Here is a 23,452-nt window from a genome sequence, read left to right on the forward strand (position 1 = left end):
CACAATCGCGCCTCCGCCCGACCGCGCACGCCCAATGTTCCACATCGTCCTGTACCAGCCCGAGATTCCACCCAACACCGGCAACGTGATGCGCCTGTGCGCCAACGGCGGCTTCCGCCTGCATCTAGTGAAGCCGCTCGGCTTCGACATCAGCGACAAGCAGCTGAAGCGCGCCGGCATGGATTACCGCGACCTGATCAACGTGACGGTGCATGAGGACTGGTCTGCGCTGTCGGCAGCCCTTGCACTGCAGCCGGAGGACAGCCGGCTGTACGCGCTGAGCACGCGCGGGCGGGTGGCGCACACGACGCCGCACTACCGTGCCGGCGACATCTTCCTGTTCGGTCAGGAAACCGCCGGCCTGCCCGGCAGCCTGCTCGACACCGTGCCGGCGGCGCAGCGCCTGCGCATTCCGATGCGCCCGGACTGTCGCAGCCTGAACCTCAGCAATTCGGTCGCCATCGTCGCCTACGAAGCGTGGCGACAGCACGGCTTCGACGGCGCGCTTCAGCCCGACTGAGCGCCCGTTTGCAGAACGCCGAGATCAGCCTCGTCGGCGCGTTCGAGCACCGCTTCCTGTTCCACCTTGGGGTCGCGCGCCAGCAGTCGTTCGGCCGCCTGCGCCGCGCTGAGGCGGCCGTCGAGCACGTCGGCGACGGCGCGCGTGATCGGCATGTCGACGCCCATGCGGCGCGCCAGCGCAGCGGCTTCGCGCGCCGTCGACACCCCTTCGGCGACGTGGCCCAGCTTCTGCAGCACCGCGTCGAGCGACAGGCCTTCGGCCAGCATCAAGCCGACGCGGCGGTTGCGCGACAGGTCGCCGGTGCAGGTCAGTATCAGGTCGCCCATGCCGGCCAGACCCATGAAGGTGATGCCGTGGCCGCCCAATGCTTCGCCGAGGCGGGCGATTTCGGCCAGACCGCGGGTGATCAGCGCAGCGCGTGCGTTGAGTCCGAAACCCAGTCCGTCGCAGACGCCGGTGGCGATGGCGAGCACGTTCTTGACCGCACCGCCGACCTCGACGCCGGTCAGGTCGTCCTGCGCGTACAGGCGCAGCCGCGGGCTGTGCAGCTCGGCGGCGATACGGCTGGCAAAAGCGAGGTCGTTGCTGGCGACGGTGATCGCGGTCGGCTGGCCGCGCGCCACCTCGACCGCGAAACTGGGGCCGCTCAGTGCGCCGCGGCTGACCGCCGCGGGCAACACCTCGTCCGCCACCGCATGCGGCAGCAGGCCGGTGCCCGACTCGAAGCCCTTGCACGCCCACAGCACGGCCGGCACGCCGGACGCGGCGACGGCATGCAGAGCGTCGCGCAGACCGGCGATCGGCGTGGCGATCAGCGCGAGCTCGCAGCCGGACAGCGCGTGCGCGACGTCGGCGTCGATGCGGATGCCGTCCGGCAGCGCGATCTCGGGCAGGTAGCGCTCGTTGCGACGCGACGCGCGCAGCGCCTGCGCATGCGCCGCATCGCGCGTCCATAGCGTGACATCGTGATCGGCCGCGTAGGCGACGGCCAGCGCCGTGCCCCAGGCACCGGCGCCGAGGACGGCGATCTTCATGCGCAACGGGCGGGGCTCACAGGCCCCACACCTGGCCGATGCGGACAAAGCCGCTCTGGCCGTCGCGGTGCTTCACGCGCGCCCAGCCGGCCGGCGCCGGTTCCGACACCGGTTCGAGCAGCACGCGGCGCTCGGCTTCGAACACCAGCGGCGCGTTGTCTTCCGGCTTGGCCAGGATACGCGCCTTGTCGACGCTGACGATGACGGTGCGCTGCGGCGACAGCGCCGACGATTCGAGCCATGCGAGCATGCCGCCCGGCTCGCGCACCTTGACCCAGCCGGCCTGCGTGCGCACCACCTCGACCGGCGTCTGGCGCGCGATCACGTATTGCTGGCGCGCCTGCTTTGACGGCGCGTCGTACATCACAGCGACGTCGGCAAGCGAGCGATATTCGAGCCCCGCCGCCTGGGCGGCCGGGGCGATGGCGAAGGCGGCCAGCGCCGCCAGCGCGATGCGCTTCATCACTGGACCGTCGGCGCGCCGTCCTGGCCGGCTGCGGCCTGCTGCGCGCGCTGCTGGTAGAGCGCTTCGAAGTTGACCGGCGCCAGCACGACCGGCGGGAAGCCGGCGCGGTTCACCGCATCCGACACGCTTTCGCGGGCGTACGGGAACAGGATGTTCGGGCAGGCGATGCCGAGGATGGGCTGCAGGTCTTCCTGCGGCACGTTGCGGATCTGGAAGATGCCGGCCTGACGCACTTCGACCAGGAACATCGTCTTCTCGCCGATCTTGGCGGTGACGGTGACGGTCAGCGTCACGTCGAACACACCGTCCTGCACCGCCTTGCCTTCCGTCTGCAGCTGGATCTGCACGTTCGGGTTCTCGCGGGTCAGGAAGATTTCCGGGGCGTTCGGGACTTCGAGCGACAGGTCCTTCACGTAGACCTTCTCGATGGAGAACACCGGGCCCTGGGGCTGTTGGGGTTGCACTGCTTCGTCGGCCATTTTTCGCTTCTCGGTTGGTGATGAACGCCGCAGGTCAGGCCTGCAGCAGCGGGTCCAGCTTGCCTTCGCGGTCGAGTGCGTGCAGATCGTCGCACCCGCCCACATGGAAGTCGTCGATGTAGATCTGCGGCACGGTACGCCTGCCGGTTTTCTCCATCATTTCAGTACGCCGTGCCGGGTCGGTGTCGACCCGCACTTTCTCGATGTCGGTCACGCCCTTGGACACGAGCAGGCGCTCCGCCTGTACGCAGTAGGGGCAGTAGCCGCTGGTGTACATCAGCACGTGTGCCATCGCGTCACTTCTTGGTCAGTGGCAGACCGGCCTGTTCCCAGGCGCCGATACCGCCGTCGAGTGCAAACACCTTTTCGAAACCGGCCTTGCGCAGCGTCGAGCAGGCGCTGGCGGAACGCATGCCGCTGGCGCAGACGACGATGAGCGGGCGCTCCTTGAACTTCTCCAGGTCACCGATGCGCTGGTCGAGCTGGCCGACCGGAATGTGGCGCGAACCGGCAATGCGGCCCTTGGCCCATTCCGGCTGTTCGCGCACGTCGATCACCTGGGCGTCCTCGCGGTTGATCAACTGCGTCGCCTGCGCCGGCGTCAGCCGCGGTCCGGAGGTCTTCGTGCGCACCGTCATGACGAGCAGCGCGACGCCGCTGATCAGGGCCGAAATGGCCCAGAGGTAATTGTTGTTCTGAGTCAGGAATTCCATGGGAGAGAGGTGCTGGCAGGCTGTGGGGCTCGCGGCAGGCGGTCCGCTGTAACGGGGTCCGCATCATCGCCGGGATCGTGTCATCCGGCAACGCGGATGTTTCGACATGTCATCTTCTGTCGAATTTTTACGGGGCCGCGCGCTGCGTTTTCTGGGAAAATGCGCATTTTAGCCCAAGCGCGGTCAGTCCACCTGCAGACCACGAGTCCGCAGTGCAGCACGTCTCACCGGGGCGCCGCGCCCTTCACACATAGCCCACCCGATATGTACAAGCTCGTTCTGCTGCGCCACGGCGAATCCGTCTGGAACAAGGAAAACCGTTTCACCGGATGGACCGACGTCGGTCTGACCGACAAAGGCGAAATTGAGGCCCGCGAAGCCGGCCGCCTGCTCAACCGCGAAGGCTACCGCTTCGACATGGCCTTCACCTCGGTGCTCAAGCGCGCCAACAAGACACTCTACGTCGCGCTCGAACAACTGAACCTGATGTGGATTCCGATCCGTCCGACCTGGCGCCTGAACGAGCGTCACTATGGCGCGCTGCAAGGCCTGAACAAGGCGCAGACGGCGCAGAAGTTCGGCGAGGAACAGGTGCTGGTCTGGCGCCGTTCCTACGACACGCCGCCGCCGGCGCTGGAAGAGGACGATCCGCGCCTCGATCGCAAGAACCCGCGCTACGCCGAAGTGCCGGACGAGCAGTTCCCGCGCACCGAATGCCTGAAGGACACGGTGGCCCGCGTCATCCCGTTCTGGGACGCCGAGATCGCGCCGCAGATCAAGGCCGGCAAGAACGTGCTCATCGTGGCGCACGGCAATAGCCTGCGCGCGCTGATCAAGTACCTCGACAACGTGTCGGAACAGGACATCCTCGGCCTGAACATCCCGACCGCCCAGCCGCTGGTGTATGAGCTGGACGAGAACCTGAAGCCGATCCGCCATTACTACCTCGGCGACCAGGAAGCCATCCGCGCCGCCATCGACGCCGTGGCCAACCAGAGCCGCGCCGTGCCGCAACGCCAGCGTCCGCCCATTCCCGAAACCGAAGAGCCGCAGACGGCCGAACAGCGCGCACCGTGGATGGAGTGAAGCGCTGGCTGATCCGGGCGCTGCTGTGCGCATTGCCCGGAGCCGCCTTCGCCGAGCGCGCAGTCCAGTCCAGCCCGGAACAGCTGCGCGCCCTTCAGCAGCGCATGGAAGCGCTGCGCGATGAACTGAACCAGTCGGAAAGCGCCCACCGCGAAGCCCGCGACGAGCTGCGCAGCTCGGAAAAAGCCATTTCCGACGCCAGCCGTGCGCTGCGCGACATCGCCGGCCGCCGCAAGGCGGTCGAAAGCGCACTGACGCAGACGCGCAAGGACGTGGCCGCCGGCGAGGAGCGTCTGCGCACCCAGCAATCGCAACTGGCGCAACTGCTGCGCGGCCACCAGCGCGCCGGCGAGGCCGATGCGTTGCGCCACCTGCTGTCCGGCACCGACCCCAACCAGAGCGCACGCGACCTGCACTACCTGCGCAGCCTGTCGAAAAGCCAGCTCAGGCTGATGGACGACCATCGTGCGACGCTGACGCGCCAGCGCGAGCTGCTGGCGCAGCAGGACGCCCAGCTGGACGAGATCCGCACACTGGAAGCGGAGCGCGAACGCGAACGCGGCAAGCTGCAGGCCGAGCACGACGTGCGGCGCAAGGTGCTTGATCGCATCGCCACCCAGTTGCGCACCGAACGCAAGGAACTGGCCCAGCTCAAGCGCGACGAGGCGCGGCTGAGCCGGCTGATCGAAGCGCTGTCGCGGCGCAGCGCCCGCAGCACACCGCCGAAGACGCCCGCGGCAGGCCCTGCCGACGACGCGCCGGCGCCCGCCGGCCGCGAAAGCCGCGGTCCGGTCGTGCAGTCGGCGCCGGTCGATCACGGCGGCGTTGCCTTCCCCAAACTGCGCGGTCGACTGCCCTGGCCGGCCAGTGGCGAACTTGCGCGCCGCTTCGGTGCCCAAGGCGCGGATGGCGGAACACCGCTGCGCGGCATCTTCATCCGCGCAACGGCGGGCGACGTCAAGGCGGTGGCTGCCGGTACCGTGGTGTTCGCGGACTGGCTGCGCGGTTTCGGCAACCTGGTCATCGTCGATCACGGCGACAACTATCTGAGTGTCTATGGCAACAACGAAGCCGTGCTGAAGTCGGTTGGCGCAGCGGTACGCGCCGGCGAGGTGATCGCCTCGATCGGCGCCAGCGGTGGGGCTTCGGAATCAGGTTTATACTTTGAATTGCGGCATCAGGGACAGGCGCTGGACCCGCTGAAATGGGTTGCCCGCTAGGCTGCACCGAGGGTGCAGCTTCCGTTACCTGCCGAAAAATATGCGGAGTGCAATCGATGCAAAAGAAGCTGCAGCAAACCGGGCTGGTCATGATCGGACTGTGTGCCGGGGTACTGCTCAGTCTCAATTTCTCCGCCAACGCGAACAAGCCGGTCGGCAGCACGCTGCCGGTCGAGGAACTGCGCCAGTTCGCCGACGTGCTGAATGCGGTGAAGTCGGGCTATGTCGAGCCGGTCGATGACAAGAAGCTGATCACCCACGCGATCAGCGGCATGCTGTCGGGTCTCGACCCGCACTCGGCCTACCTCGACCAGGACGCGTTCAAGGATCTGCAGGCTGGCACCCAGGGCGAATTCGGCGGCCTCGGCATCGAGGTCGGCATGGAAGACGGCTTCGTCAAGGTGGTGTCGCCGATCGAGGACACGCCGGCCTTCCGCGCCGGTGTCAAGGCGGGCGACCTGATCATCAAGCTGGACGACACCTCGACCAAGGGCCTCACGCTGAGCGACGCCGTCAAGCGCATGCGCGGCAAGCCGGACACCAGCATCCGCCTGACCATTGCGCGCAAGGGCGAAACAAAGCCGATCGAGGTCACGCTGACGCGCGAAATCATCAAGGTGCAGTCGGTGAAATCGAAGCTGGTCGAACCCGGCTACGGTTACCTGCGCCTGACCCAGTTCCAGGAAGCCAGCGCCGAGGATCTCGCCAAGCACATCGGCAAGCTTTACAAGGACGGCGAGCTGAAAGGTCTGGTGCTCGACCTGCGCAACGACCCGGGCGGCCTGCTGCACGGCGCCGTGGGCGTATCTGCCGCCTTCCTGCCGCCGAAGGCGACCGTGGTGTCGACCGACGGCCGCACCGAAGACGCCAAGCGCCGCTTCATCGCCGCACCGGAAGATTACCTGCGCGGATCGCGCGAGGACTATCTCGCCACGCTGCCGGCCGGCGCCAAGTCGGTGCCCATGGTCGTGCTGGTCAACTCGGGTTCGGCTTCGGCGTCGGAAATCGTCGCCGGCGCGCTGCAGGACCACAAGCGCGCGGTCATCATGGGCACCCAGACCTTCGGGAAAGGCTCGGTGCAGACCATCATGCCGCTGGCCAACAACACCGCGATCAAGCTGACGACGGCGCGTTACTACACGCCGAACGGCCGCTCGATCCAGGCCAAGGGCATCGTGCCGGACATCATCGTCGAAGAGACGCCGAATGGCAGCGGTGGTGGCATCCGCCTGCGCGAAGCCGACCTCGACCGTCACCTCGGCAACGACAAGGAACCCGAGGAAGCCGCACCGAAACCTGCCGCTGGCGCCAAGGGCAAGCCGGCGAAGGAGGAGGACGAGGAGGCCAAGCCGGCCGCGCCGTTCGAGTTCGCCACCGCGTCGGATTACCAGTTCACCCAGGCCTTGAATCTGCTGAAGGGATTGCAGATCATCCAGAAAAACTGAGGCCCGCCGTACCTGGCGGGCCGTGCGGCGATCTGCGGATCGCCGCCGGATGCAGGAGCTGAACCATGGTCGCACATGCCAGCCAGCGTCGTTTCGGCCGCGAACACCGCGCGCCGCGCAAGCCCGGATACGGCCCCCAGGCCGGCCTGATGAAGCACCGCGAACTGCGCTTCTGTCGCCGCTGCCCGCGCCGCGTCGATGAGGCGCTCGCGCTGCTCGCCGCGGTCGGCGGCATTTCGGTCACCGCGCAGGGCGATCGCGTGGTCGCCATCGAGTACAGCCTGACCGACCACAGCTTCCGCAGCATAGAGCGGGCACTGCGCGCGCACGGCTTCGTGCTCGACGGTTCGCTGAAGATGCGACTGATCCGCACGATGCTCTATTTCTGCGAAGACACCCAGCTGCGCAACCTGAAGCAGCCGGAGCGACTGATCAAGAAGTCGAACGAAATCTACGTCAAGGCCTGGCAGCACCACCCGCACGGCGATCACGACGACACGCCGAGCGAGCTGCGCGACTACCGCTGACCCCCCTTCTTCCTCACCGATATACGCCGCCGCATCCGCTGGCGGCCTGCTCTCCATGAATGACCAGCAACTGCTGCGCTACAGCCGCCACATCCTGCTCGACCCGATAGGCATCGAAGGACAGGACAGGCTGCTTGCCTCGCGCGCCCTCATCGTCGGCGCCGGTGGCCTCGGCTGCCCTTCGGCGCTCTACCTTGCGGCGGCCGGTGTCGGCACGCTGGTGATCGCCGACGACGACGACGTCGACCTGACCAATCTGCAGCGGCAGATCCTGCACCGCGAACATTCGGTCGGCCGCGCCAAGGTCGAATCGGCGCGCGAAACACTGCACGACGTCAATCCGGGCACCGAGGTGATCGCGCTGAAGAAGCGGCTGGCCGGCGACGAACTGCTGGAACAGATCGCCGCCGCCGACGTCGTGCTCGATTGCAGCGACAACTTCGCCACCCGGCACGCGATCAACCGCGCCTGCGTGGCCACCCGCACACCGCTGGTGTCGGGTGCCGCAATCCGCTTCGACGGTCAGGTGTCGGTATTCGACAGCCGCGAGCCGGACGCGCCGTGCTACCACTGCCTGTTTCCCGAGGGCGGCGAGGTCGAGGAGGTGCGCTGCGCGGTGATGGGCGTATTCGCGCCGCTGACCGGCATCATCGGCACCGTGCAGGCGGCCGAGGCGCTGAAGATACTGGCGCAGACCGGCCGCACGCTGGCCGGCCGTCTGCTGCTGCTCGACGCACTCGGTATGGAGTGGCGCAGCATCACGCTGCCGCGCGACCCCGACTGCGCCGTATGCGGCGAGGGCCGGAGCCCCTAGCCCCTAGCCCCTAGCCCCTAGCCCCTAGCCCCTAAAAAGGCTAGTGCAGCTTCACGTGCGGCTCGGTGCTCTGCTTGATGAAGCGCGCCACCGCGTCGAGCGAGCTCTTGATCCAGCCATGCAGCGCGATCTGGTGCATCTGGTACAGCGAGCGGTACATCATGCGCGCGACCAGCCCTTCGATGAACATGCTGCCGCCGACCACGCCCCCCATCAGGTTGCCGGTGGCGCCGCTCTTGCCGAGCGACACCAGCGAACCGAAGTCCTTGTAGCGGAAGGGGCCGGGGTCACCCTTGCCTTCGAGCCGCATGGCGAAGATCTTCACCAGATAGCTGGCCTGCTGGTGCGCCGCCTGGGCGCGCGGCGGAATCGTGCCTTCGCCGCCCAGCCACTGACAGGCCGCGCAGTCGCCGAAGGCGTAGATGTCCGGATCGTGCGTGGTGACCAGATGGTCATCCACCACCAGCTGGTTGATACGGTTCGACTCCAGCCCGCCGAAGCCGGACAGCATGTTCGGTGCCTTGATGCCGGCCGCCCACACCATCAGGTCGCCGCGGATGAAATGGCCGCTGGCGGTGACCAGACCGTCATGGCGCACCTCGCTGACGCGCTCAGACTTCAGCACGTCGATGCCCATGCCACGCAGCAACTCTTCGGCCGACGCCGAAATGCGCGCCGGCAGCGCCGGCAGCACGCGGTCGGCCGCCTCGATCAGCGTAATCCGCACGTCCTGGCGCGGGTCCATGCTGTGCACCCCGAAGGCGCGCAACACCTTGCTGGTGTGGCGCAGTTCGGCCGACAGTTCGACGCCGGTGGCGCCAGCGCCGATGATGGCGATCGACACTTCGTGCGGTTCGCCGCGTTCGGCACGCGCGTCCGCGCGCATGCAGGCGGCGACCAGCTTCTGCCGGAAGCGCTCGGCGTCGTGCGTGGTGTCGAGCGCCATCGTGTGCGCGTCCGCACCGGGAATGCCGAAGGTGTTCACCGTGCTGCCGATGGCGATCACCAGATAGTCGTAATGCAGCTCGCGCTCGGGCAGCATCGGTTCGCCGTCGAAGTCGGCCACCGCCTCGATGTGGATGGTCTTGCGCGTGCGATCGATGGCCGTCATGCGGCCCATCTGGAACTCGAAGTTGTGCCAGCGCGCCTGCGCGACGTACTCCAGCCGGTGCATGTGCATGTCCATGCGCCCGGCGGCGACCTCGTGCAGATGCGGTTTCCAGATGTGGATGGGCGAAGCATCGACCAGCACGATGTCGGCCTGCCCTTTGGCGCCGTAGCGGTCGCCGAGCTGGGTGACCAGTTCGAGGCCGCCGGCGCCGCCGCCGACCACCACGATGACGGGTTTCTTGGAATTATTCATGATCTCCTCGGAGCGAAGCCCGCCCTGCACGGGAGCGGACGGCGCATTCTGCTACAGCCCCCGCCGCTTGTGCAGGGCGGGGCTCCGGGTGTCATGGCGGCGGAGCAGTCGACCGCCCAGTGTGTTCAGCCGCGGCGCAACGAAAGCAGCACAGCAACGACGGCGAGCGCGCTCAGCCACAGAAGCGACCACTCGGGAATGTCGAGGCCGAGTATCGGCGGCAGCTTGGCACCGCAGGCGCCATCGGCGAAGAAGGCCTGCGGAAACCACTGCGCCGGCGGCAGGCTGTTGACGAAATCCTCGACCGGATCGAGGCCGCAGCTGACCGACGGGTTGTACAGCACATAGACGTGACGCCCGGCCACCGCCGCGCCGGCGGCCGCGATCAACGCCGACACCCACAGTCCGCTGCGCGCCAGCGCCCCGCCGAACAGGCCGCTCAGCAGGAAGAACACGCCGGCACCAAAGAAGGCGTAGCGCTGCAGGATGCACAGCGGGCAGGGCGCCAGACGCTCGACGTGCTGCAGCCACAGCGCGAAGGCGAGCAGACCAAAACAGAAGTAGGACAGCAGGAAGTAGATGCGCGTACGGGCAATCGGGGTCATCGGGGACTCGTTCTCGTTGTTGGGACAGCCGCTGCGTCAGAGCACGTAGCGCGCGAGGTCCTCGCTCTGCGCCAGTTCGCCCAGCCGGGCGTCCACGTAGGCAGCGTCTATGGTGAGCGAGCGGGCGTGCTGGCCGGCGTCGAAGGACACCTCCTCCAGCAGCTTTTCCATCACCGTGTGCAGTCGCCGCGCGCCGATGTTTTCGGTGCGCTCGTTCACCGACCACGCCACTTCGGCCAGCCGGCGGATGCCGTCCGGCGCGAAATCCAGCGTCACGCCATCGGTTTCCAGCAGCGCCGCGTACTGGCGCGTGAGGCAGGCATCGGTGGCGGTCAGGATGCGTTCGAAGTCATCGACCGACAGCGACTCCAGCTCGACGCGGATCGGAAAACGGCCCTGCAGCTCGGGAATCAGGTCACTCGGCCGCGACAGGTGGAAGGCGCCGCTGGCGATGAACAGGATGTGGTCGGTCTTCACCATGCCGTACTTGGTCGTAATCGTCGTGCCTTCGACCAGCGGCAGCAGGTCGCGTTGCACGCCCTGGCGCGAAACATCGGCGCCACCGTGGTCCGAACGCGAAGCCACCTTGTCGATCTCGTCGAGGAACACGATGCCGTTCTGCTCGACCGCGACCAGCGCCTGCTGCTTCACTTCGTCCTCGTTGATCAGGCGCGCCGCCTCTTCGTCGGTCAGTACGCGCAGCGCCTCGCGGATCGGCATCTTGCGGCTGCGCCGGCGTTGCGCGCCGATGTTCTGGAACATCGACTGCAGCTGGCCGGTCAGTTCTTCCATGCCGGGCGGCGTCAGGATTTCCATCGCGGCCGGCGCCACCGCCACCTCGATGTCGATCTCCTTGTCGTCCAGCTCCCCCTCGCGCAGCTTCTTGCGGAATTTCTGCCGCGTGCCGCTCTCGTCGGCGGCCGGTGCATCGACGCCAAAGCCGACCGGCCGCGCCGGTGGCAGCAGCACGTCGAGAATGCGGTCCTCGGCGGCGTCCTCGGCGCGCGTGCGCACCGCCTTCATCGCGCGCTCGCGCAGGTCCTTGATGGCGATCTCGACCAGATCGCGGATGATGGTGTCGACATCCCGGCCGACATAGCCCACTTCGGTGAACTTGGTCGCTTCGACCTTGATGAAGGGCGCGTTCGCCAGGCGCGCCAGCCGGCGCGCGATCTCGGTCTTGCCAACACCGGTCGGGCCGATCATCAGGATGTTCTTCGGCGTGATTTCGCTGCGCAGCGGCTCGGCCACCTGGGCGCGGCGCCAGCGGTTGCGCAGCGCGACGGCCACCGAGCGCTTGGCGCGCGTCTGGCCGACGATGTGCTTGTCCAGTTCGGACACGATTTCGGAAGGGGTCATGACTTGATCCGCAGGGGTCACGGCGCTCACCACTCGATGCTTTCTATGGTGTGACTCTGGTTGGTGTAGATGCACAGGTCACCGGCGATGCCGAGCGACTTCGACACCACGTCGCACGCCGACAGTTCGGTATTCTCGACCAGCGCACGGGCCGCCGACTGGGCGTAGGCGCCGCCGGAGCCGATGGCGACGATGCCGCCCTCGGGTTCGAGCACGTCGCCGTTGCCGGTGATGATCAGCGAAGACTCGCGGTCGGCCACCGCCAGCATCGCCTCCAGCCGGCGCAGCATGCGGTCGGTACGCCAGTCCTTGGCCAGTTCGACCGCGCTGCGCAGCAGGTTGCCCTGGTGCTTTTCCAGCTTGGATTCGAAGCGCTCGAACAGCGTGAAGGCGTCGGCCGTGCCGCCGGCGAAGCCGGCCAGGATGCGGCCCTGATAAAGCCGCCGCACCTTGCGCGCGGTGGCCTTGACGACGATGTTGCCGAGCGTCACCTGGCCATCGCCACCGAGGGCGACCTGACCCGGGCGACGCACCGAAAGTATGGTGGTGCCGTGATACTGTTCCATCGCAATTCCCGAAAAATGCCGCGGAGGCTGCGCACTTTAAACCATGCGCAGCGGGGCGCCGGTGGCGCTAGAAGCGGCGTTGCTGGATTTCCGCCACGGCGGCGACACCGATCAGCAGCAGCAGCGCCGCCACCATCGGCCGCACATCGACCAGACGGGGCTGGCGACCGGTCGCCTGCACCGCGGTGATCACGTTGAACAGCAGGCCGGCGCTGATGAAGTCCATCCGGCAGAGCTCGGAACAATCGACCTTCATGACCCCCTGCGGCAGGTCAGCCGCCTGCAGCACGGCAAAGGCGTCCTGACGGGCGCCGACGATCTCGCCGCGCAGCGCGATGCGCGCATTCTTCTCGACCGGCGCCGGTTCAGCCGCGACCGGCGCGAGCACCGACGACACCCAGCGGGCGTCCCATGACGGCGGTGACAGTTCGAAGGTGACCGCGTACTGGATCGCGAATTCCTCGAAGTTGGCTTCGTCGCCCAGCTGCTGCAGCGCTTCCAGGTAGAGCAGCCACTGCGCCGGCCCTTCGGCCTTGCCCGGCACGATGCGCGGCGCCAGCAGGTCGCGCAGCACGGTGGCGCTGAGCATGGCCACGCCGTGGCCGCAGCGGCGCAGCGCAACCAGCACGTCGAGCAGCATGCGCGCGCCGTCCTCGTCCACGTCGTGCAGACGGGCGACATCCACCCGCACCACATGCGCCTTTGAACACAGGCGGTCGATCTGGTCGATGGAGGCGCGGCTGGCCGCGGTCAGCTTGCCCGCCAGCGTCAGCGTGGGCGGGCCAGCGGTCGCGCCGCGCGACGGAGACGCCGGCCAGGCCGGCGCCGAACGTTCGAAGCGCTCAGCGTAGGCCAGCGCGTGCGCCTCGAAGGCGTCGACACGGCCGAGCGCGTGACAGAGGTCGAACAGCATGGCCCACACCTGTTCGGTCGAACTGCCGAGGTCGCCGAAGGTGGCGCGCTCGAGCGTGGACAGGGCAGCCTCATCGTCGCCATTGGCGAACAGCATGGCCGCTTCCTCGACCACCGGATGCAGCCCGCTGGACACGTCCTGCACCTGCAACTCGCCCTTGCCCGCGCGACGGGCGCCCTCCAGCGGATCGCGCGACACGAAGTCGAGCGACATCAGGCCTGCAGACGACGGCGGATCGCTTGCCGGCATGCTGTCGGGCGGGCGCGACGCGGTGGCCGTCGCCGCGGCCGGTGCGGTCGGTCGCACCGGCTTGCGGGTTTCGACCTGCGGCGCAGGTGTTTTCTTGAAGAAGGAGAAAGCCACGGATGGGTCCGGATCGGGGCGCGAACCGTAATTAACGGCGCATCGATTCACAACTGCAACGATCGGTAACTTTACCTTTCAACCGCGGCGGGCGGCACCCCCGAAGGCGTAAGAAGACGTGACAAGGTGCTGCAAGGGCACGAATCGGCGCTCAGGCGCGACGGGCGCGGCATTCACCGCGCCCTTGATGCACCGGGCAATGGTCAGAAGGTGGCACGCAGGCCGGCCATGATGCTGCGGCCCGGCATCGGTGCGATGCCCTTGAGGAAGGACACGTGGTTGCGCGCCTCGGTATCGAACAGGTTGTTGCCGCGCAGCCAGGCTTCCCAGCTCACGCCGGCCGCCTGGAAACCGTAGCTGGCGAAGGCATTGACCAGCGCGTAGCCGGCAGTCGGCGTGCCGAGGTCGTCGACCCGGTCCTGCCGGCGGGCACCCTGCACCTCAAGCCGCAGGTTCAGCGCCTCGCGGTGCCAGTTCAGCGCCGCCATGCCACGCATCGGCGCGATGCGCGGCAGCGGCTCGCCGGTGTCGCGATTGGCGGCGCGCACCATGTCGGCCTGCAGGTCGAGGTGCAGTTCGCCGGCGCAGCGGCACAGCAGCAGATGGGCCTGCGCCTCCAGGCCGTAGAACTTCGCCGGCACCGCCTGGTAGGCGAACTCGGGCAGTTCCCCGGCCGGATCGATCAGGCCGTCCTCTTCGCGCCGGAGGCCACTGTCGGCGAGCGCGATGAAATTGCGGAAGCGGCTGTGGAATACGCCGATGCTGCCGCTGTGATCGCCGCGCTTGACGCGCAACTGGGCGTCGATCGAGTTCGACTGTTCCTTGTCCAGCGCGGCGTTGCCGACCTCGTAGTTGCCGGTGGCGGCGTGCGGGCCGTTGGCGAACAGCTCGTAGAAGGTCGGGGCGCGCTCGGTATGCGCCAGCTGGGTGGCGACCGAGAAGGTGTCGTTCAGCGGATAGACGGCGCCGAAGGCAGCGCTGCGCGCGGTGAAACGCCGCTCCTGCGACGGGTCGAAGCGCGGCGTCCCCGGATTGTTGGGGTCATCGGGGCCGCCGCCGTCACTGCCCACCTCGACCCGCTCGACGCGACCCCCGAAGGTGAGCTTGAGGTCGCCGATGCGGGTTTCCTCGAACAGGAAGAGTGCGCGCGTATCGGTGTTGGTCGAGGGCACGAAGGCTTCGTCGCCCAGCGCCGAGAACTCGCTGCTGTCGAGCTGAACGCCGACCACACCACGGAAGGGGCCCAGCTGCGCATGGGCCGCCTCGACCCGCAGGTCGGTGCCCTTGCTGAAGAAGCGCGTCTCGGGCGATCCGCCGTCCAGTTCGACGTGCTTGTAGTCGGTATGGCCGGCGCGGAACTTGACGCCAGTAATGAAGCCGTCGATTTCGCGCAGTTCGCCGGCGAGGTCCCAGCGCTCGCTGCGCATGTCTATCGTGATGTTCTCTTCGGCCACGGTGCCGTAGGTCGAATCGAACACGCCGTAGGAGGCGCCGAGGTAGCCGCGCTCGCCAGCGAACGAGGCGCCGAAGCCGCCGCCCTCGGTGTCGGCGGCCGAATTGCGCAGCCGGCCATCGGGGATGCGCAGATCGGAGGTCGAGCGGGTGAAGCCGTCGGCGTGCAGGTTGAGGCCGTTCTTGCCGAACTCGACGCGGCCGGCCAGCGCGCGGGTCGAATCGGCGCCGCCGACGATGCCATCGACCCGGCCGCTGGCGCCGTTCATCGGCGACTGCGGAATGCGGTTGTCCAGCGCGTTCACGACGCCGCCGACCGCGTTCCCGCCATACATCAGCGCCGCCGGGCCACGCACCACCTCGACCCGCTCGATCACCAGCGGATCCACCGTGGTCGCGTGATCGAAGGACAGCGAGGACGCGTCGACGGTGGCACCACCGTTGCCGAGGATGCGCACGCGGTCGCCATCCAGGCCGCGGATGACCGGCCGGCTGGAATTCGGGCCGAACCAGGTCGAACTGACGCCCGGCAGGTTGCCGACGGTTTCGCCCAGCGTGCTGGCACCGCGCAGCGTGAGGTCGTGGTCGTCCATCACCGACACCGGGCTGACCAGGTCGGACAGGTCGCTGCCCAGCGGATTGCCGGTGACAACGATGGCCGGGAGGTTCTGGATCGCCTGGGCGAACACCGGAACGGAAAAGGACACGGAGGCGGCCGCCGCGAGGGCGCCACCGACAAAACGATGGATCTGCATGAAGTTCTCCCCGCGCCCGGATATGGACGCGCGCCCGCGCGTGATCACGCGGGTCAGTCTGAATGTATGAAGTGCACGCCCCGGAGGGGCGACGGATCAGAGCGGGGAGACGGCGGGCGGCCCGTGCGCGCAGGGCTCGGGCGCCGCACCATGGACCGCGACGCGCAGCGAAGCGGCACGCAGCACGTGGGACAGATCGGGAACAGCCGGGTCGGGCGCGGCACCGACGGACAGCTGGGTCAGGGAATGGGCCGACAGGCAGTCCGGACAGACCGGCGCGTGCGCGGGGCCGCCGTCGTCCTCGGCAGCCAGCGCGATGCCGGCCGTCGGGACGTGTTCGAAAGCGTGGACGAGCGTGACCTGCTGTGCCCCGAGCAGGCACAGCAGCAACATGACGAGCCGCAGCGCGGACAGGCGTCGGAACATCGCGCGTCCGGGCCCGGCCTCAGTCGCCGTACAGCTTCTGCAGACGTTCGCGGCGCTCCTGCGCCTCGATGGTCAGCGTCGCGGTCGGGCGGGCGAGCAGGCGGCCGATGCCGATCGGCTCGCCGGTTTCGTCGCAATAGCCGTATTCGCCGGCATCGATGCGGTCGATCGCCTGTTCGATCTTCTTCAGCAGCTTGCGCTCGCGGTCGCGCGTGCGCAGTTCCAGCGTGTGTTCCTCTTCCACCGTGGCGCGGTCGGCGGGGTCGGACACATTGTCGACCTCGCGCATGTGCTCCACGGTTTCATCGGCCTTGCGCAGGATGTCGTCGCGCATGCGGGCGAGCAGGTCGCGGAAGAAGGCGAGCTGCGCCTCGTTCATGTAGTCCTTTTCCGGCATCTTCAGGATGTCGGCTTCGGTCAGCGGCTTGTCGGCCTTGCTGGCGTTCTTGGTGGCCATCCGCATGAACTCCCGGGGATTGGAAAGGCGAAGAGGATACCAATGTTTTGGCAAAAAACTGCGTAACGCTTCACTCGATCCTGAGCAGCAGCCCCTTCAGGTACTCGCCCTCGGGAAAAGCCAGCCCCACCGGGTGATCCGCCCCGGCGGACAGGCGCTTCAGCACGCGCGCCGACACCCCGGCGTCGGCTGCCGCGTCGGCGACGATCTTCTGGAAGAAGTCGACATCGACACCGCCCGAACAGGAATAGGTCATCAGCAGGCCACCCGGTGCCAGCAGCCGGAAACCGAGCAGATTGATGTCCTTGTAGGCGCGTGCCGCCGACTTCGCGTGCGCGGCCGACGGCGCGAATTTCGGCGGGTCGAGCACGATCAGGTCGAACTTGCGGCCTTCGGCACGGAAGGTGCGCAGCGCCTGGAACACGTCCGCCTCCAGCCATTCGGCGCGAGCGGCGTCGATCTGCGGGTTGTGGCCGACATTGCGCTGCGCGGTCGCCAGCGCCGGGCCGGAGGAATCGATGGACAGCACCGATTCGGCGCCACCGGCCAGCGCGTGCAGCGAAAAGCCGCCGGTATAGCAGAAGCAGTTCAGCACGCGGCGATCGGCGGCCAGACCGCCGCACAACCGGCGATTTTCGCGCTGGTCGAGATAGAAGCCGGTCTTGTGGCCGCTGGCCACGTCGATTTCGATGTTCACGTCGCCGGTCACGCCGGGTTCGGCAATCACCGGGAAGGGCGCCTCTCCGTCGCCGATCAGCCAGCCGCTGCGCGGCTCCAGACCTTCGAGCGCGCGCACGTCCGAATCCGAGCGCTCATAGACGCGTTCGATGCCGGTCGCGCGCACCAGCGCGTCGGCGAGGGTGGTGCGCCACTTCTCGCCACCGGCACTGGTGATCTGCAGCACGATCACATCGGCGTAGCGGTCGGCGATGACGCCGGGCAGACCGTCGGATTCACCGTGCAACAGGCGCACACCGCCGCGCGGACCGAATTCGCCCGCCAGCTCCGGCAGATCGCGCCGCTGCTCGACCGCGCGCGCGACGGTGCGGCGGAAGAAGGCGTCGTCGATCGATTCGTCACCGAAGGTCCACATGCGGGCGCGGATCTGCGACGCCGGCGAAAACGCGGCGCGGCCGAGCGCACGCCCATTGGCCGCCTGCACCAGCACGGTGTCGCCCGGCCGGGCGCGACCGTCGAGACGGTCGACCGAACCGGCGAATATCCATGGGTGACGGCGCATGACCGAGCGCTCGCGGCCCGGTGCGAGAATCAGGGTGGCACTCATGCTCTGTCAGTCATTACGCTGCGCCTGCCGAACAGGCCGGCTGTGCAGCGGCGACCTGCACGAACAGTCGGGGCATCGAAGCCAACGCGCCGTCCGAAGGGCCGCCCCGAAGGGTGTGGCGGGGGTTTCGGCAAGCACTGCTCGCCGCCCGCGCAACCGGTCGGCTGTGCAAAGCCGACCGTGGACGAGCGCAGCCCCCTTGGCGGGGGTGAAGCCGGGGTTTCGCGGCGCAAGCGCCGCGCAGGCTGAACAGGCCGGCTGTGCAAAGCCGGCCCTCCTGAGCGAACAAGGTGAGCGTGGGGGCCAACACTCTCAACCGAGTTCGCGGATCAGCGCGGCACCGAGCAGCTCGCCGATGCGTTCCAGATAGAGCGTGCCCATGTCCGGTACGAAGCGTGCCGCGTCGTTGGCACCCAGCGCCAGCAGACCGACCACGCGCGATTCGCGGCGCAGCGGCACCAGCGCCATCGACTGCACGACCGGGGCCGACTCGCCGAACCAGGCGACGACACCGAGGTCGTTCACCGGGCCGCAGTAGGGCTGACGCGCCTCGTTGGCGAACACGCGGATGCGCTCCTCGACTGGCTCGAACACGTCGCCGTCGCGGGTGAGCACGCTGTTCCACAGGCGCAGCGCGGTGTGCGGCACCGAAAAGCCCTCGGACAGCTGCTCGCGCAGCGCCACCATCACGGCGTCGAAGCTGCCGGCCGTCATCAGCGCCATCGACAGCGCGTGCACACGCGTCGAAATGACGTCGTTGTCCTCGCCGAAACGCAGCAGTTCGGCCAGTTTCAGCTCCAGCAGCTTGGCCTTCTCGCGCAGGGTCAGGATCTGCCGCTCGGTGATCGAGATCGCGCGACCGCCGTGCGGGTGCGGCACGTACAGATGGGCGAGCAGGTCGTGATAGTCCTCGAAGAACTGCGGGTGGTCCTGCAGGTAACGCGCGACGTCGTCGGCTTTCATGGGGGTACTACTCCAGATGGATGTCGGCTTCGAATACGGTGACGGCGGGGCCGGTCATCAGGACCGGCTGGCCCTCGCCGGCCCAGGCGATGTTCAGTTCGCCGCCGCGCGTGCTCACGCGCACCGGGCTCTCCAGCAGATTGCGAACGATGCCGGCCACCACGGCGGCGCAGGCGCCGGTGCCGCAGGCCAGCGTTTCGCCGGCGCCGCGCTCGTACACGCGCAGCCGGATGTGGTGGGCATCGACCACCTGCATGAAGCCGGCGTTCACGCGCGCCGGAAAACGCGGGTGCGATTCGATCAGCGGGCCCTGTTGCGCCACCGGCGCGCGGTCGACGTCGGCCACCACCTGCACTGCGTGCGGGTTGCCCATCGACACCGCGGTGATCGGCACCGCGCTGCCGGCCACGTCCAGCGGCTGCACGAAGGCGTCGGAATCGGACTGGAAGGGGATGCGCGCCGGCTCGAACACCGGTACGCCCATGTTCACCGTCACGTTGACGTCGTCGGCGGCGGTCAGCGTGATCACGCCGCTCTTCGTTTCGACGCGGATCTCCCGCTTGTCGGTCAGGCCCTGCTCGCGCACGAAGCGCACGAAACAGCGCGCGCCGTTGCCGCACTGCTCGACCTCGCCGCCGTCGGCATTGAAGATGCGATAGCGGAAATCGACGCCCGGCTGCTGCGCGCGCTCGACCACCAGCAGCTGGTCGCAGCCGACGCCGAAATGGCGGTCGGCCAGAAAGCGCACCTGGTCAGGCGTCAGATCGACGCGCTGACGGATCGCGTCGATCACGACGAAATCGTTGCCCAGCCCGTGCATCTTGGAAAAACGCAGCTTCATTCGCTCACCATGGAAACGTAGTCTCGCCACACGCAACGGTCCATCACGACGGTCAGACCGGCCGCCTGCGCGCGCAGCGCCGCCGCCTCGTCGATCACGCCGTCCTGCAGCCACACGGCGGGCAGGCCGAGCGCGATCGCCTGATCGACGAAAGTACCGACGCGGTCGGCGGCGATGAACAGGTCGACCAGATCGATCTGCCGGCGCAGGTCTGCGGGAATGTCGGCCAGCGAGGCATAGGCCTGCTCGCCCAGCACCTCGGTCACCGCCGGGCGCACCGGCACGATGCGCCAGCCGAAGCGCTGCATGCCACGGGCGACGCGATGACTGGGACGGGATTCGTTCGGCGACAGGCCGATCACGGCGACCGTGCGCACGCGGCGCAACAGGTCTGCGATGGCCTGCGGCGCAGGATTCGTAAACATGGCCGTCATTCTACAGGGGCGGGCCGCTGCACACCCGGCGGGCACTTATAGCGCTTGTAGCCCCAGATGTACTGCGCCGGATACCGGCGCACCAGCGCTTCGACATTGCGGTTGATCGCCTCGACCCGCTGCGCGGTATCGCCGTCGACCGGCACTTCGGGTTCGATGAAATGCAGGTGGAAGCCGCGCCCGGCCGGCAGCCGCTCGGCGAACACCATGACCGTGCCGGCTGCCATCGCCGTGAGCCGCGCGGCCAGCGTCATCGTGTAGGCCGGACGACCGAAGAAATCCGCCCACATGCCTTCGCCGTTGGCCGGTACCTGGTCCGGCAGTATGCCGACCAGACCGCCGCCCTTGAGGGTGCGCAGCAGCCGGCGCACACCGGTGCCGTCGGCCGCCGCCAGCGACACGCCGTCGCCGTCGCGCCCCTGTTCCATCAGCGGGCGCAGCCAGTCCTGGCGTGGTGCGCGGTAGAGCACGGTGATCGGGATGCGCGAACCGATCAGCCGGGCGGCGATCTCGAAAGCACCCATGTGCGGCGTCAGCAGCACCACACCGCGGCCGCTGGCGTGCAGCCGCTCGACATGTTCCCAGCCGCTGACCTCGACCACGCCGGCCACCACGGCCGGGCGCGGCCGCATCCAGATCCACGGCAGTTCGAGCATGGCGCGGCCGGAATGGGCCGCCGCCTCGCGGATCAGCGCGGCGTCGGCGCCAGGTATCGCCGACGTCAGATTGCGGTCGAACTCGCGTCGGAACCTGGTGGAGCGTGCATGGATCAGACGCCCGGCGATGGCGCCGATCGCCTGCAGTGTACGTAGCGGAAGGTGGGAAAGCAGCCGGAAGGCGGCGGTGGCCACCCGGCTCGCGAAGTCGGACATGGAAAAAAGCTGGATTCGCGAAAACGACAGGACGCGGTAGACTACTGTTTCCGCCGAGTTAAACGAGACAACTTGCAGGGCGGATTAAAAATACTGCTAAAGCGTCGCCTGCTCGCTTCCCGGGGCTGGTTCGACGAACCGCAACAGGGAAGTTACAAGGAGCAGGTGCATGTCAGAGTATTTCTTCACTTCGGAGTCGGTGTCCGAAGGCCACCCGGACAAGGTGTCCGACCAGATTTCCGACGCCATCCTCGACGCCATCCTGGCGCAGGACCCGACCGCCCGTGTCGCCGCCGAAACGCTGTGCAATACCGGCCTCGTCGTGCTTGCCGGTGAAATCACGACCACTGCCAACGTCGATTACATCCACGTCGCGCGCGACACGATCAAGCGCATCGGCTACGACAACACCGAATACGGCATCGACTACAAGGGCTGCGCCGTGCTGGTGGCCTACGACAAGCAGAGCCCGGACATCGCCCAGGGCGTCGACCGCGCCAGCGACGACTACCTGAACCAGGGCGCTGGCGACCAGGGCCTGATGTTCGGCTACGCCTGCGACGAAACGCCGGTGCTGATGCCGCTGGCGCTGCACCTGTCGCACCGTCTGGTCGAGCGCCAGGCCCACCTGCGCAAGGACGGCCGCCTGCCGTGGCTGCGCCCGGACGCCAAGAGCCAGGTCACCATCCGCTACGTCGACGGCAAGCCGGAGCGCATCGACACCGTGGTGCTGTCCACCCAGCACGCGCCGGACATGTCGCTCGAAGCGATCCGCGAAGCGGTGATCGAGGACATCATCAAGCCGGTGCTGCCGCCGGAACTGGTCAAGGGCGAAATCAAGTATCTGGTTAACCCGACCGGCCGCTTCGTCATCGGCGGCCCGCAGGGCGACTGCGGCCTGACCGGTCGCAAGATCATCGTCGACACCTACGGCGGTGCCGCACCGCACGGCGGCGGCGCTTTCTCCGGCAAGGATCCGTCCAAGGTCGACCGCTCGGCCGCCTACGCCGGCCGCTACGTGGCGAAGAACATCGTCGCCGCCGGCCTCGCGTCGAAGTGCCAGGTGCAGGTGAGCTACGCCATCGGCGTCGCCCAGCCGACCTCGGTCATGGTCGAAACCTTCGGTACCGGCAAGATTTCGAACGAAAAGCTGACCGAACTGGTGAAGCGCCACTTCGACCTGCGCCCGAAGGGCATCGTGCAGATGCTCGACCTGCTGCGTCCGATCTACCAGAAGACCGCCGCCTACGGCCACTTCGGCCGCGACGAGCCGGAATTCAGCTGGGAAGCGATCGACAAGGCAGCCGCACTGAGGGCCGACGCGGGCCTGTAACCGGTCAGTCAGCGCGTCGCACAACGACAAGGGCCGCATTGCGGCCTTTGTCATTTTTAGCCGCATGACCGGCCACGCTCACTCCACCGGATGCCGCCCCACGAACGCATCCACCGAGTTCTCGGCGATGCGGGTCCATAGGTGCTGTTCCGAGCGGAAGCGGTTCCACGGTTCGAACACCTTGCGGAACTGCGGGTTGGCGGCGGCGGTTTCGCGGTACAGCGCGAACGCCTCCTTCTGCAGCGCGAGCAGGATGTCGCGCGAGAACATGCGCAGCTGGGCGCCGCCTTCTATCAGCTTCTTCATCGCCGCGGGATTGCGCGCGTCGTAGCGTGCCTGCATGCCGATGTGGGCCGCCGCGCAGGCGGATTCGAGGATCTGCCGGTACTCGGCCGGCAGTGCGTCGTACGCCTGTCGATTGACGTAGATGGTGAGCTGCGGACCGGCTTCGGCCCAGCCCGGGTAGTAGTAATAGGGCGCGACCTTGTAGAAGCCCAGCTTGAGGTCGTCGTACGGGCCCACCCACTCGGCGGCGTCGATCGCCCCTTTTTCCAGTGCCGGATAGACGTCCGCACCCGGAATCTGCTGCGGCACCACGCCCAGCCGCGACACCACCTGGCCCGCGTAGCCACCGATACGCATCTTCAGGCCCTTGAGGTCGGCCACGCTGCGGATTTCGCGGCGGAACCAGCCGCCCATCTGCGCACCGGTGTTGCCGCAGGGGAAATTGACGATGTTGTAGCCGGCGAACAGTTCGCGCATCAGCGCCATGCCGCCGCCATCGACCAGCCATGCCGCCTGCTGCCTGCTGTTCAGGCCGAAGGGCATGGCGCAGTCGAAGGCGAAGGTGGGGTCCTTGCCGATGTAGTAGTAGGACGCCGAATGGCCGCACTCGACCGTGCCTTCGCGCACCGCGTCGAGCACGCCGAAGGGCGGCACCAGTTCGTTGGCCGCGAAGACCTGTATCTGGAAGCGGCCGCCAGTGGCGGCACTGACCTGCTGCGCCACCTGTTCGGCGGCGGCATACAGCGCATCGAGCGCCTTCGGGAAGCTCGACGCCAGCCGCCAGCGGATGGCTGGCAGGGCGCCGACGACCGCCGGCGCGCCGGCCAGACCGAGCAGCGGCGCTGCGCTCAGGAAGCCACGCCGACTGGTCAT

Annotated in this window: 26 protein-coding genes; 7 read left to right on the plus strand and 19 right to left on the minus strand. The window is 67.8% G+C overall.

The annotated features are described in order from the left end of the window. Window positions 1-34: 34 nt before the first annotated feature. Complete coding sequence (locus tag IV112_RS05490; protein WP_304001627.1) at window positions 35-520, plus strand: tRNA (cytidine(34)-2'-O)-methyltransferase; 486 nt, start codon at window positions 35-37, stop codon at window positions 518-520. On the opposite strand, the gene IV112_RS05495 is transcribed toward IV112_RS05490, so the two are convergent. From IV112_RS05495 to IV112_RS05515, 5 genes are read right to left on the minus strand one after another with little or no spacing between them, the layout of a single operon-like run. Continuing rightward, window positions 508-1,557 carry an NAD(P)H-dependent glycerol-3-phosphate dehydrogenase gene (locus IV112_RS05495; RefSeq protein WP_368500328.1) on the minus strand — a complete coding sequence of 350 codons (1,050 nt, stop codon included), beginning with the start codon at window positions 1,555-1,557 and terminating at the stop codon, window positions 508-510. The genes IV112_RS05490 and IV112_RS05495 overlap by 13 nt on opposite strands. A gap of 16 nt (window positions 1,558-1,573) precedes the next feature. Then, the gene (locus tag IV112_RS05500; protein ID WP_304001683.1) at window positions 1,574-2,020 is read right to left on the minus strand and encodes an SH3 domain-containing protein; all 447 of its coding nucleotides are present in this window, start codon (window positions 2,018-2,020) and stop codon (window positions 1,574-1,576) included. Continuing rightward, on the minus strand, window positions 2,020-2,502 hold the full coding sequence (secB, locus tag IV112_RS05505) for a protein-export chaperone SecB (protein ID WP_019915744.1): 483 nt from the start codon (window positions 2,500-2,502) through the stop codon (window positions 2,020-2,022). Before secB ends, IV112_RS05500 begins: the two co-directional genes overlap by 1 nt. Before the next feature lie 34 nt (window positions 2,503-2,536). Further along, the gene (gene grxC / locus IV112_RS05510) at window positions 2,537-2,794 is read right to left on the minus strand and encodes a glutaredoxin 3 (protein WP_019915745.1); all 258 of its coding nucleotides are present in this window, start codon (window positions 2,792-2,794) and stop codon (window positions 2,537-2,539) included. A 4-nt stretch (window positions 2,795-2,798) separates the two neighbouring features. After that, the gene (locus tag IV112_RS05515; RefSeq protein ID WP_020163033.1) at window positions 2,799-3,215 is read right to left on the minus strand and encodes a rhodanese-like domain-containing protein; all 417 of its coding nucleotides are present in this window, start codon (window positions 3,213-3,215) and stop codon (window positions 2,799-2,801) included. A 264-nt stretch (window positions 3,216-3,479) separates the two neighbouring features. Here IV112_RS05515 and gpmA point away from each other — a divergent pair, with 264 nt between their 5' ends. From gpmA to IV112_RS05540, 5 genes are all read left to right on the plus strand, one after another. After that, complete coding sequence (gene gpmA / locus IV112_RS05520; RefSeq protein WP_020163032.1) at window positions 3,480-4,301, plus strand: 2,3-diphosphoglycerate-dependent phosphoglycerate mutase; 822 nt, start codon at window positions 3,480-3,482, stop codon at window positions 4,299-4,301. After that, window positions 4,289-5,521, plus strand: coding sequence for a murein hydrolase activator EnvC family protein (locus tag IV112_RS05525; RefSeq protein WP_304001634.1), 1,233 nt, complete (start codon window positions 4,289-4,291; stop codon window positions 5,519-5,521). Before gpmA ends, IV112_RS05525 begins: the two co-directional genes overlap by 13 nt. A gap of 56 nt (window positions 5,522-5,577) precedes the next feature. After that, window positions 5,578-6,966, plus strand: a complete 1,389-nt coding sequence (locus IV112_RS05530; protein ID WP_304001636.1) for a S41 family peptidase — start codon at window positions 5,578-5,580, stop codon at window positions 6,964-6,966. A 65-nt stretch (window positions 6,967-7,031) separates the two neighbouring features. Beyond that, window positions 7,032-7,493, plus strand: coding sequence for a hypothetical protein (locus IV112_RS05535; protein WP_304001638.1), 462 nt, complete (start codon window positions 7,032-7,034; stop codon window positions 7,491-7,493). A 55-nt stretch (window positions 7,494-7,548) separates the two neighbouring features. Then, the gene (locus IV112_RS05540; RefSeq protein WP_304001641.1) at window positions 7,549-8,307 is read left to right on the plus strand and encodes a HesA/MoeB/ThiF family protein; all 759 of its coding nucleotides are present in this window, start codon (window positions 7,549-7,551) and stop codon (window positions 8,305-8,307) included. Between the two features lie 40 nt (window positions 8,308-8,347). Here the strand turns inward: IV112_RS05540 and IV112_RS05545 are convergent, their stop codons facing one another. The 13 genes from IV112_RS05545 to IV112_RS05605 all read right to left on the minus strand — a co-directional run bounded on the left by IV112_RS05545 (window position 8,348) and on the right by IV112_RS05605 (window position 20,961). Continuing rightward, entirely contained in the window at window positions 8,348-9,670 is a 1,323-nt protein-coding gene (locus IV112_RS05545; protein WP_304001643.1) for an NAD(P)/FAD-dependent oxidoreductase, read from the minus strand. A 125-nt stretch (window positions 9,671-9,795) separates the two neighbouring features. Beyond that, window positions 9,796-10,275, minus strand: a complete 480-nt coding sequence (locus IV112_RS05550) for a disulfide bond formation protein B (RefSeq protein WP_304001645.1) — start codon at window positions 10,273-10,275, stop codon at window positions 9,796-9,798. Between the two features lie 36 nt (window positions 10,276-10,311). Further along, the gene (hslU, locus tag IV112_RS05555; RefSeq protein ID WP_304001647.1) at window positions 10,312-11,634 is read right to left on the minus strand and encodes an ATP-dependent protease ATPase subunit HslU; all 1,323 of its coding nucleotides are present in this window, start codon (window positions 11,632-11,634) and stop codon (window positions 10,312-10,314) included. A 26-nt stretch (window positions 11,635-11,660) separates the two neighbouring features. After that, entirely contained in the window at window positions 11,661-12,200 is a 540-nt protein-coding gene (hslV, locus tag IV112_RS05560) for an ATP-dependent protease subunit HslV (RefSeq protein ID WP_304001649.1), read from the minus strand. A 67-nt stretch (window positions 12,201-12,267) separates the two neighbouring features. Continuing rightward, window positions 12,268-13,476, minus strand: coding sequence for an STAS domain-containing protein (locus IV112_RS05565; RefSeq protein WP_304001651.1), 1,209 nt, complete (start codon window positions 13,474-13,476; stop codon window positions 12,268-12,270). Window positions 13,477-13,679: 203 nt separating this feature from the next. Continuing rightward, window positions 13,680-15,683, minus strand: a complete 2,004-nt coding sequence (locus IV112_RS05570; protein ID WP_304001652.1) for a TonB-dependent receptor — start codon at window positions 15,681-15,683, stop codon at window positions 13,680-13,682. Window positions 15,684-15,779: 96 nt separating this feature from the next. Beyond that, on the minus strand, window positions 15,780-16,109 hold the full coding sequence (locus tag IV112_RS05575; RefSeq protein WP_304001655.1) for a hypothetical protein: 330 nt from the start codon (window positions 16,107-16,109) through the stop codon (window positions 15,780-15,782). A 19-nt stretch (window positions 16,110-16,128) separates the two neighbouring features. Further along, window positions 16,129-16,566: an RNA polymerase-binding protein DksA gene (gene dksA / locus IV112_RS05580; protein WP_019915761.1), complete on the minus strand. Its 438-nt coding sequence runs from the start codon at window positions 16,564-16,566 to the stop codon at window positions 16,129-16,131. A 70-nt stretch (window positions 16,567-16,636) separates the two neighbouring features. Then, the gene (locus IV112_RS05585; RefSeq protein WP_304001657.1) at window positions 16,637-17,851 is read right to left on the minus strand and encodes a class I SAM-dependent rRNA methyltransferase; all 1,215 of its coding nucleotides are present in this window, start codon (window positions 17,849-17,851) and stop codon (window positions 16,637-16,639) included. 312 nt (window positions 17,852-18,163) lie between these two features. Beyond that, complete coding sequence (locus IV112_RS05590) at window positions 18,164-18,814, minus strand: DUF484 family protein (RefSeq protein WP_304001658.1); 651 nt, start codon at window positions 18,812-18,814, stop codon at window positions 18,164-18,166. A 7-nt stretch (window positions 18,815-18,821) separates the two neighbouring features. Beyond that, window positions 18,822-19,655: a diaminopimelate epimerase gene (gene dapF / locus IV112_RS05595; protein ID WP_304001659.1), complete on the minus strand. Its 834-nt coding sequence runs from the start codon at window positions 19,653-19,655 to the stop codon at window positions 18,822-18,824. Further along, a complete protein-coding gene (locus tag IV112_RS05600; protein ID WP_304001661.1) occupies window positions 19,652-20,080 on the minus strand; it encodes a CoA-binding protein in 429 nt (142 codons plus the stop codon). Before IV112_RS05600 ends, dapF begins: the two co-directional genes overlap by 4 nt. 5 nt (window positions 20,081-20,085) lie before the next feature. Next, window positions 20,086-20,961: a lysophospholipid acyltransferase family protein gene (locus tag IV112_RS05605; protein WP_304001663.1), complete on the minus strand. Its 876-nt coding sequence runs from the start codon at window positions 20,959-20,961 to the stop codon at window positions 20,086-20,088. Between the two features lie 169 nt (window positions 20,962-21,130). Between IV112_RS05605 and metK the strand changes: the two genes are divergently transcribed. Continuing rightward, complete coding sequence (gene metK, locus IV112_RS05610) at window positions 21,131-22,294, plus strand: methionine adenosyltransferase (protein ID WP_020163016.1); 1,164 nt, start codon at window positions 21,131-21,133, stop codon at window positions 22,292-22,294. Window positions 22,295-22,372: 78 nt separating this feature from the next. Here metK and IV112_RS05615 read toward each other — a convergent pair whose 3' ends face one another. Continuing rightward, on the minus strand, window positions 22,373-23,452 hold the full coding sequence (locus IV112_RS05615) for a TRAP transporter substrate-binding protein (protein WP_304001665.1): 1,080 nt from the start codon (window positions 23,450-23,452) through the stop codon (window positions 22,373-22,375).

This window comes from Methyloversatilis discipulorum (assembly GCF_018780585.1).
GTDB lineage: Bacteria > Pseudomonadota > Gammaproteobacteria > Burkholderiales > Rhodocyclaceae > Methyloversatilis > Methyloversatilis discipulorum_B.

Coding starts and splice junctions, on each gene's coding strand:
- IV112_RS05545 (WP_304001643.1), bottom strand. CDS start 9,670: ATGAATAATTCCAAGAAACCCGTCATCGTGGTGGTCGGCGGCGGCGCC.
- IV112_RS05535 (WP_304001638.1), top strand. CDS start 7,032: ATGGTCGCACATGCCAGCCAGCGTCGTTTCGGCCGCGAACACCGCGCG.
- IV112_RS05570 (WP_304001652.1), bottom strand. CDS start 15,683: ATGCAGATCCATCGTTTTGTCGGTGGCGCCCTCGCGGCGGCCGCCTCC.
- IV112_RS05530 (WP_304001636.1), top strand. CDS start 5,578: ATGCAAAAGAAGCTGCAGCAAACCGGGCTGGTCATGATCGGACTGTGT.
- IV112_RS05515 (WP_020163033.1), bottom strand. CDS start 3,215: ATGGAATTCCTGACTCAGAACAACAATTACCTCTGGGCCATTTCGGCC.
- IV112_RS05540 (WP_304001641.1), top strand. CDS start 7,549: ATGAATGACCAGCAACTGCTGCGCTACAGCCGCCACATCCTGCTCGAC.
- hslV (WP_304001649.1), bottom strand. CDS start 12,200: ATGGAACAGTATCACGGCACCACCATACTTTCGGTGCGTCGCCCGGGT.
- IV112_RS05590 (WP_304001658.1), bottom strand. CDS start 18,814: ATGAAAGCCGACGACGTCGCGCGTTACCTGCAGGACCACCCGCAGTTC.
- dksA (WP_019915761.1), bottom strand. CDS start 16,566: ATGGCCACCAAGAACGCCAGCAAGGCCGACAAGCCGCTGACCGAAGCC.
- gpmA (WP_020163032.1), top strand. CDS start 3,480: ATGTACAAGCTCGTTCTGCTGCGCCACGGCGAATCCGTCTGGAACAAG.
- secB (WP_019915744.1), bottom strand. CDS start 2,502: ATGGCCGACGAAGCAGTGCAACCCCAACAGCCCCAGGGCCCGGTGTTC.
- grxC (WP_019915745.1), bottom strand. CDS start 2,794: ATGGCACACGTGCTGATGTACACCAGCGGCTACTGCCCCTACTGCGTA.
- IV112_RS05585 (WP_304001657.1), bottom strand. CDS start 17,851: ATGAGTGCCACCCTGATTCTCGCACCGGGCCGCGAGCGCTCGGTCATG.
- dapF (WP_304001659.1), bottom strand. CDS start 19,655: ATGAAGCTGCGTTTTTCCAAGATGCACGGGCTGGGCAACGATTTCGTC.
- IV112_RS05495 (WP_368500328.1), bottom strand. CDS start 1,557: ATGAAGATCGCCGTCCTCGGCGCCGGTGCCTGGGGCACGGCGCTGGCC.
- hslU (WP_304001647.1), bottom strand. CDS start 11,634: ATGACCCCTTCCGAAATCGTGTCCGAACTGGACAAGCACATCGTCGGC.
- IV112_RS05605 (WP_304001663.1), bottom strand. CDS start 20,961: ATGTCCGACTTCGCGAGCCGGGTGGCCACCGCCGCCTTCCGGCTGCTT.
- IV112_RS05575 (WP_304001655.1), bottom strand. CDS start 16,109: ATGTTCCGACGCCTGTCCGCGCTGCGGCTCGTCATGTTGCTGCTGTGC.
- metK (WP_020163016.1), top strand. CDS start 21,131: ATGTCAGAGTATTTCTTCACTTCGGAGTCGGTGTCCGAAGGCCACCCG.
- IV112_RS05550 (WP_304001645.1), bottom strand. CDS start 10,275: ATGACCCCGATTGCCCGTACGCGCATCTACTTCCTGCTGTCCTACTTC.
- IV112_RS05615 (WP_304001665.1), bottom strand. CDS start 23,452: ATGACCAGTCGGCGTGGCTTCCTGAGCGCAGCGCCGCTGCTCGGTCTG.
- IV112_RS05490 (WP_304001627.1), top strand. CDS start 35: ATGTTCCACATCGTCCTGTACCAGCCCGAGATTCCACCCAACACCGGC.
- IV112_RS05600 (WP_304001661.1), bottom strand. CDS start 20,080: ATGTTTACGAATCCTGCGCCGCAGGCCATCGCAGACCTGTTGCGCCGC.
- IV112_RS05500 (WP_304001683.1), bottom strand. CDS start 2,020: ATGAAGCGCATCGCGCTGGCGGCGCTGGCCGCCTTCGCCATCGCCCCG.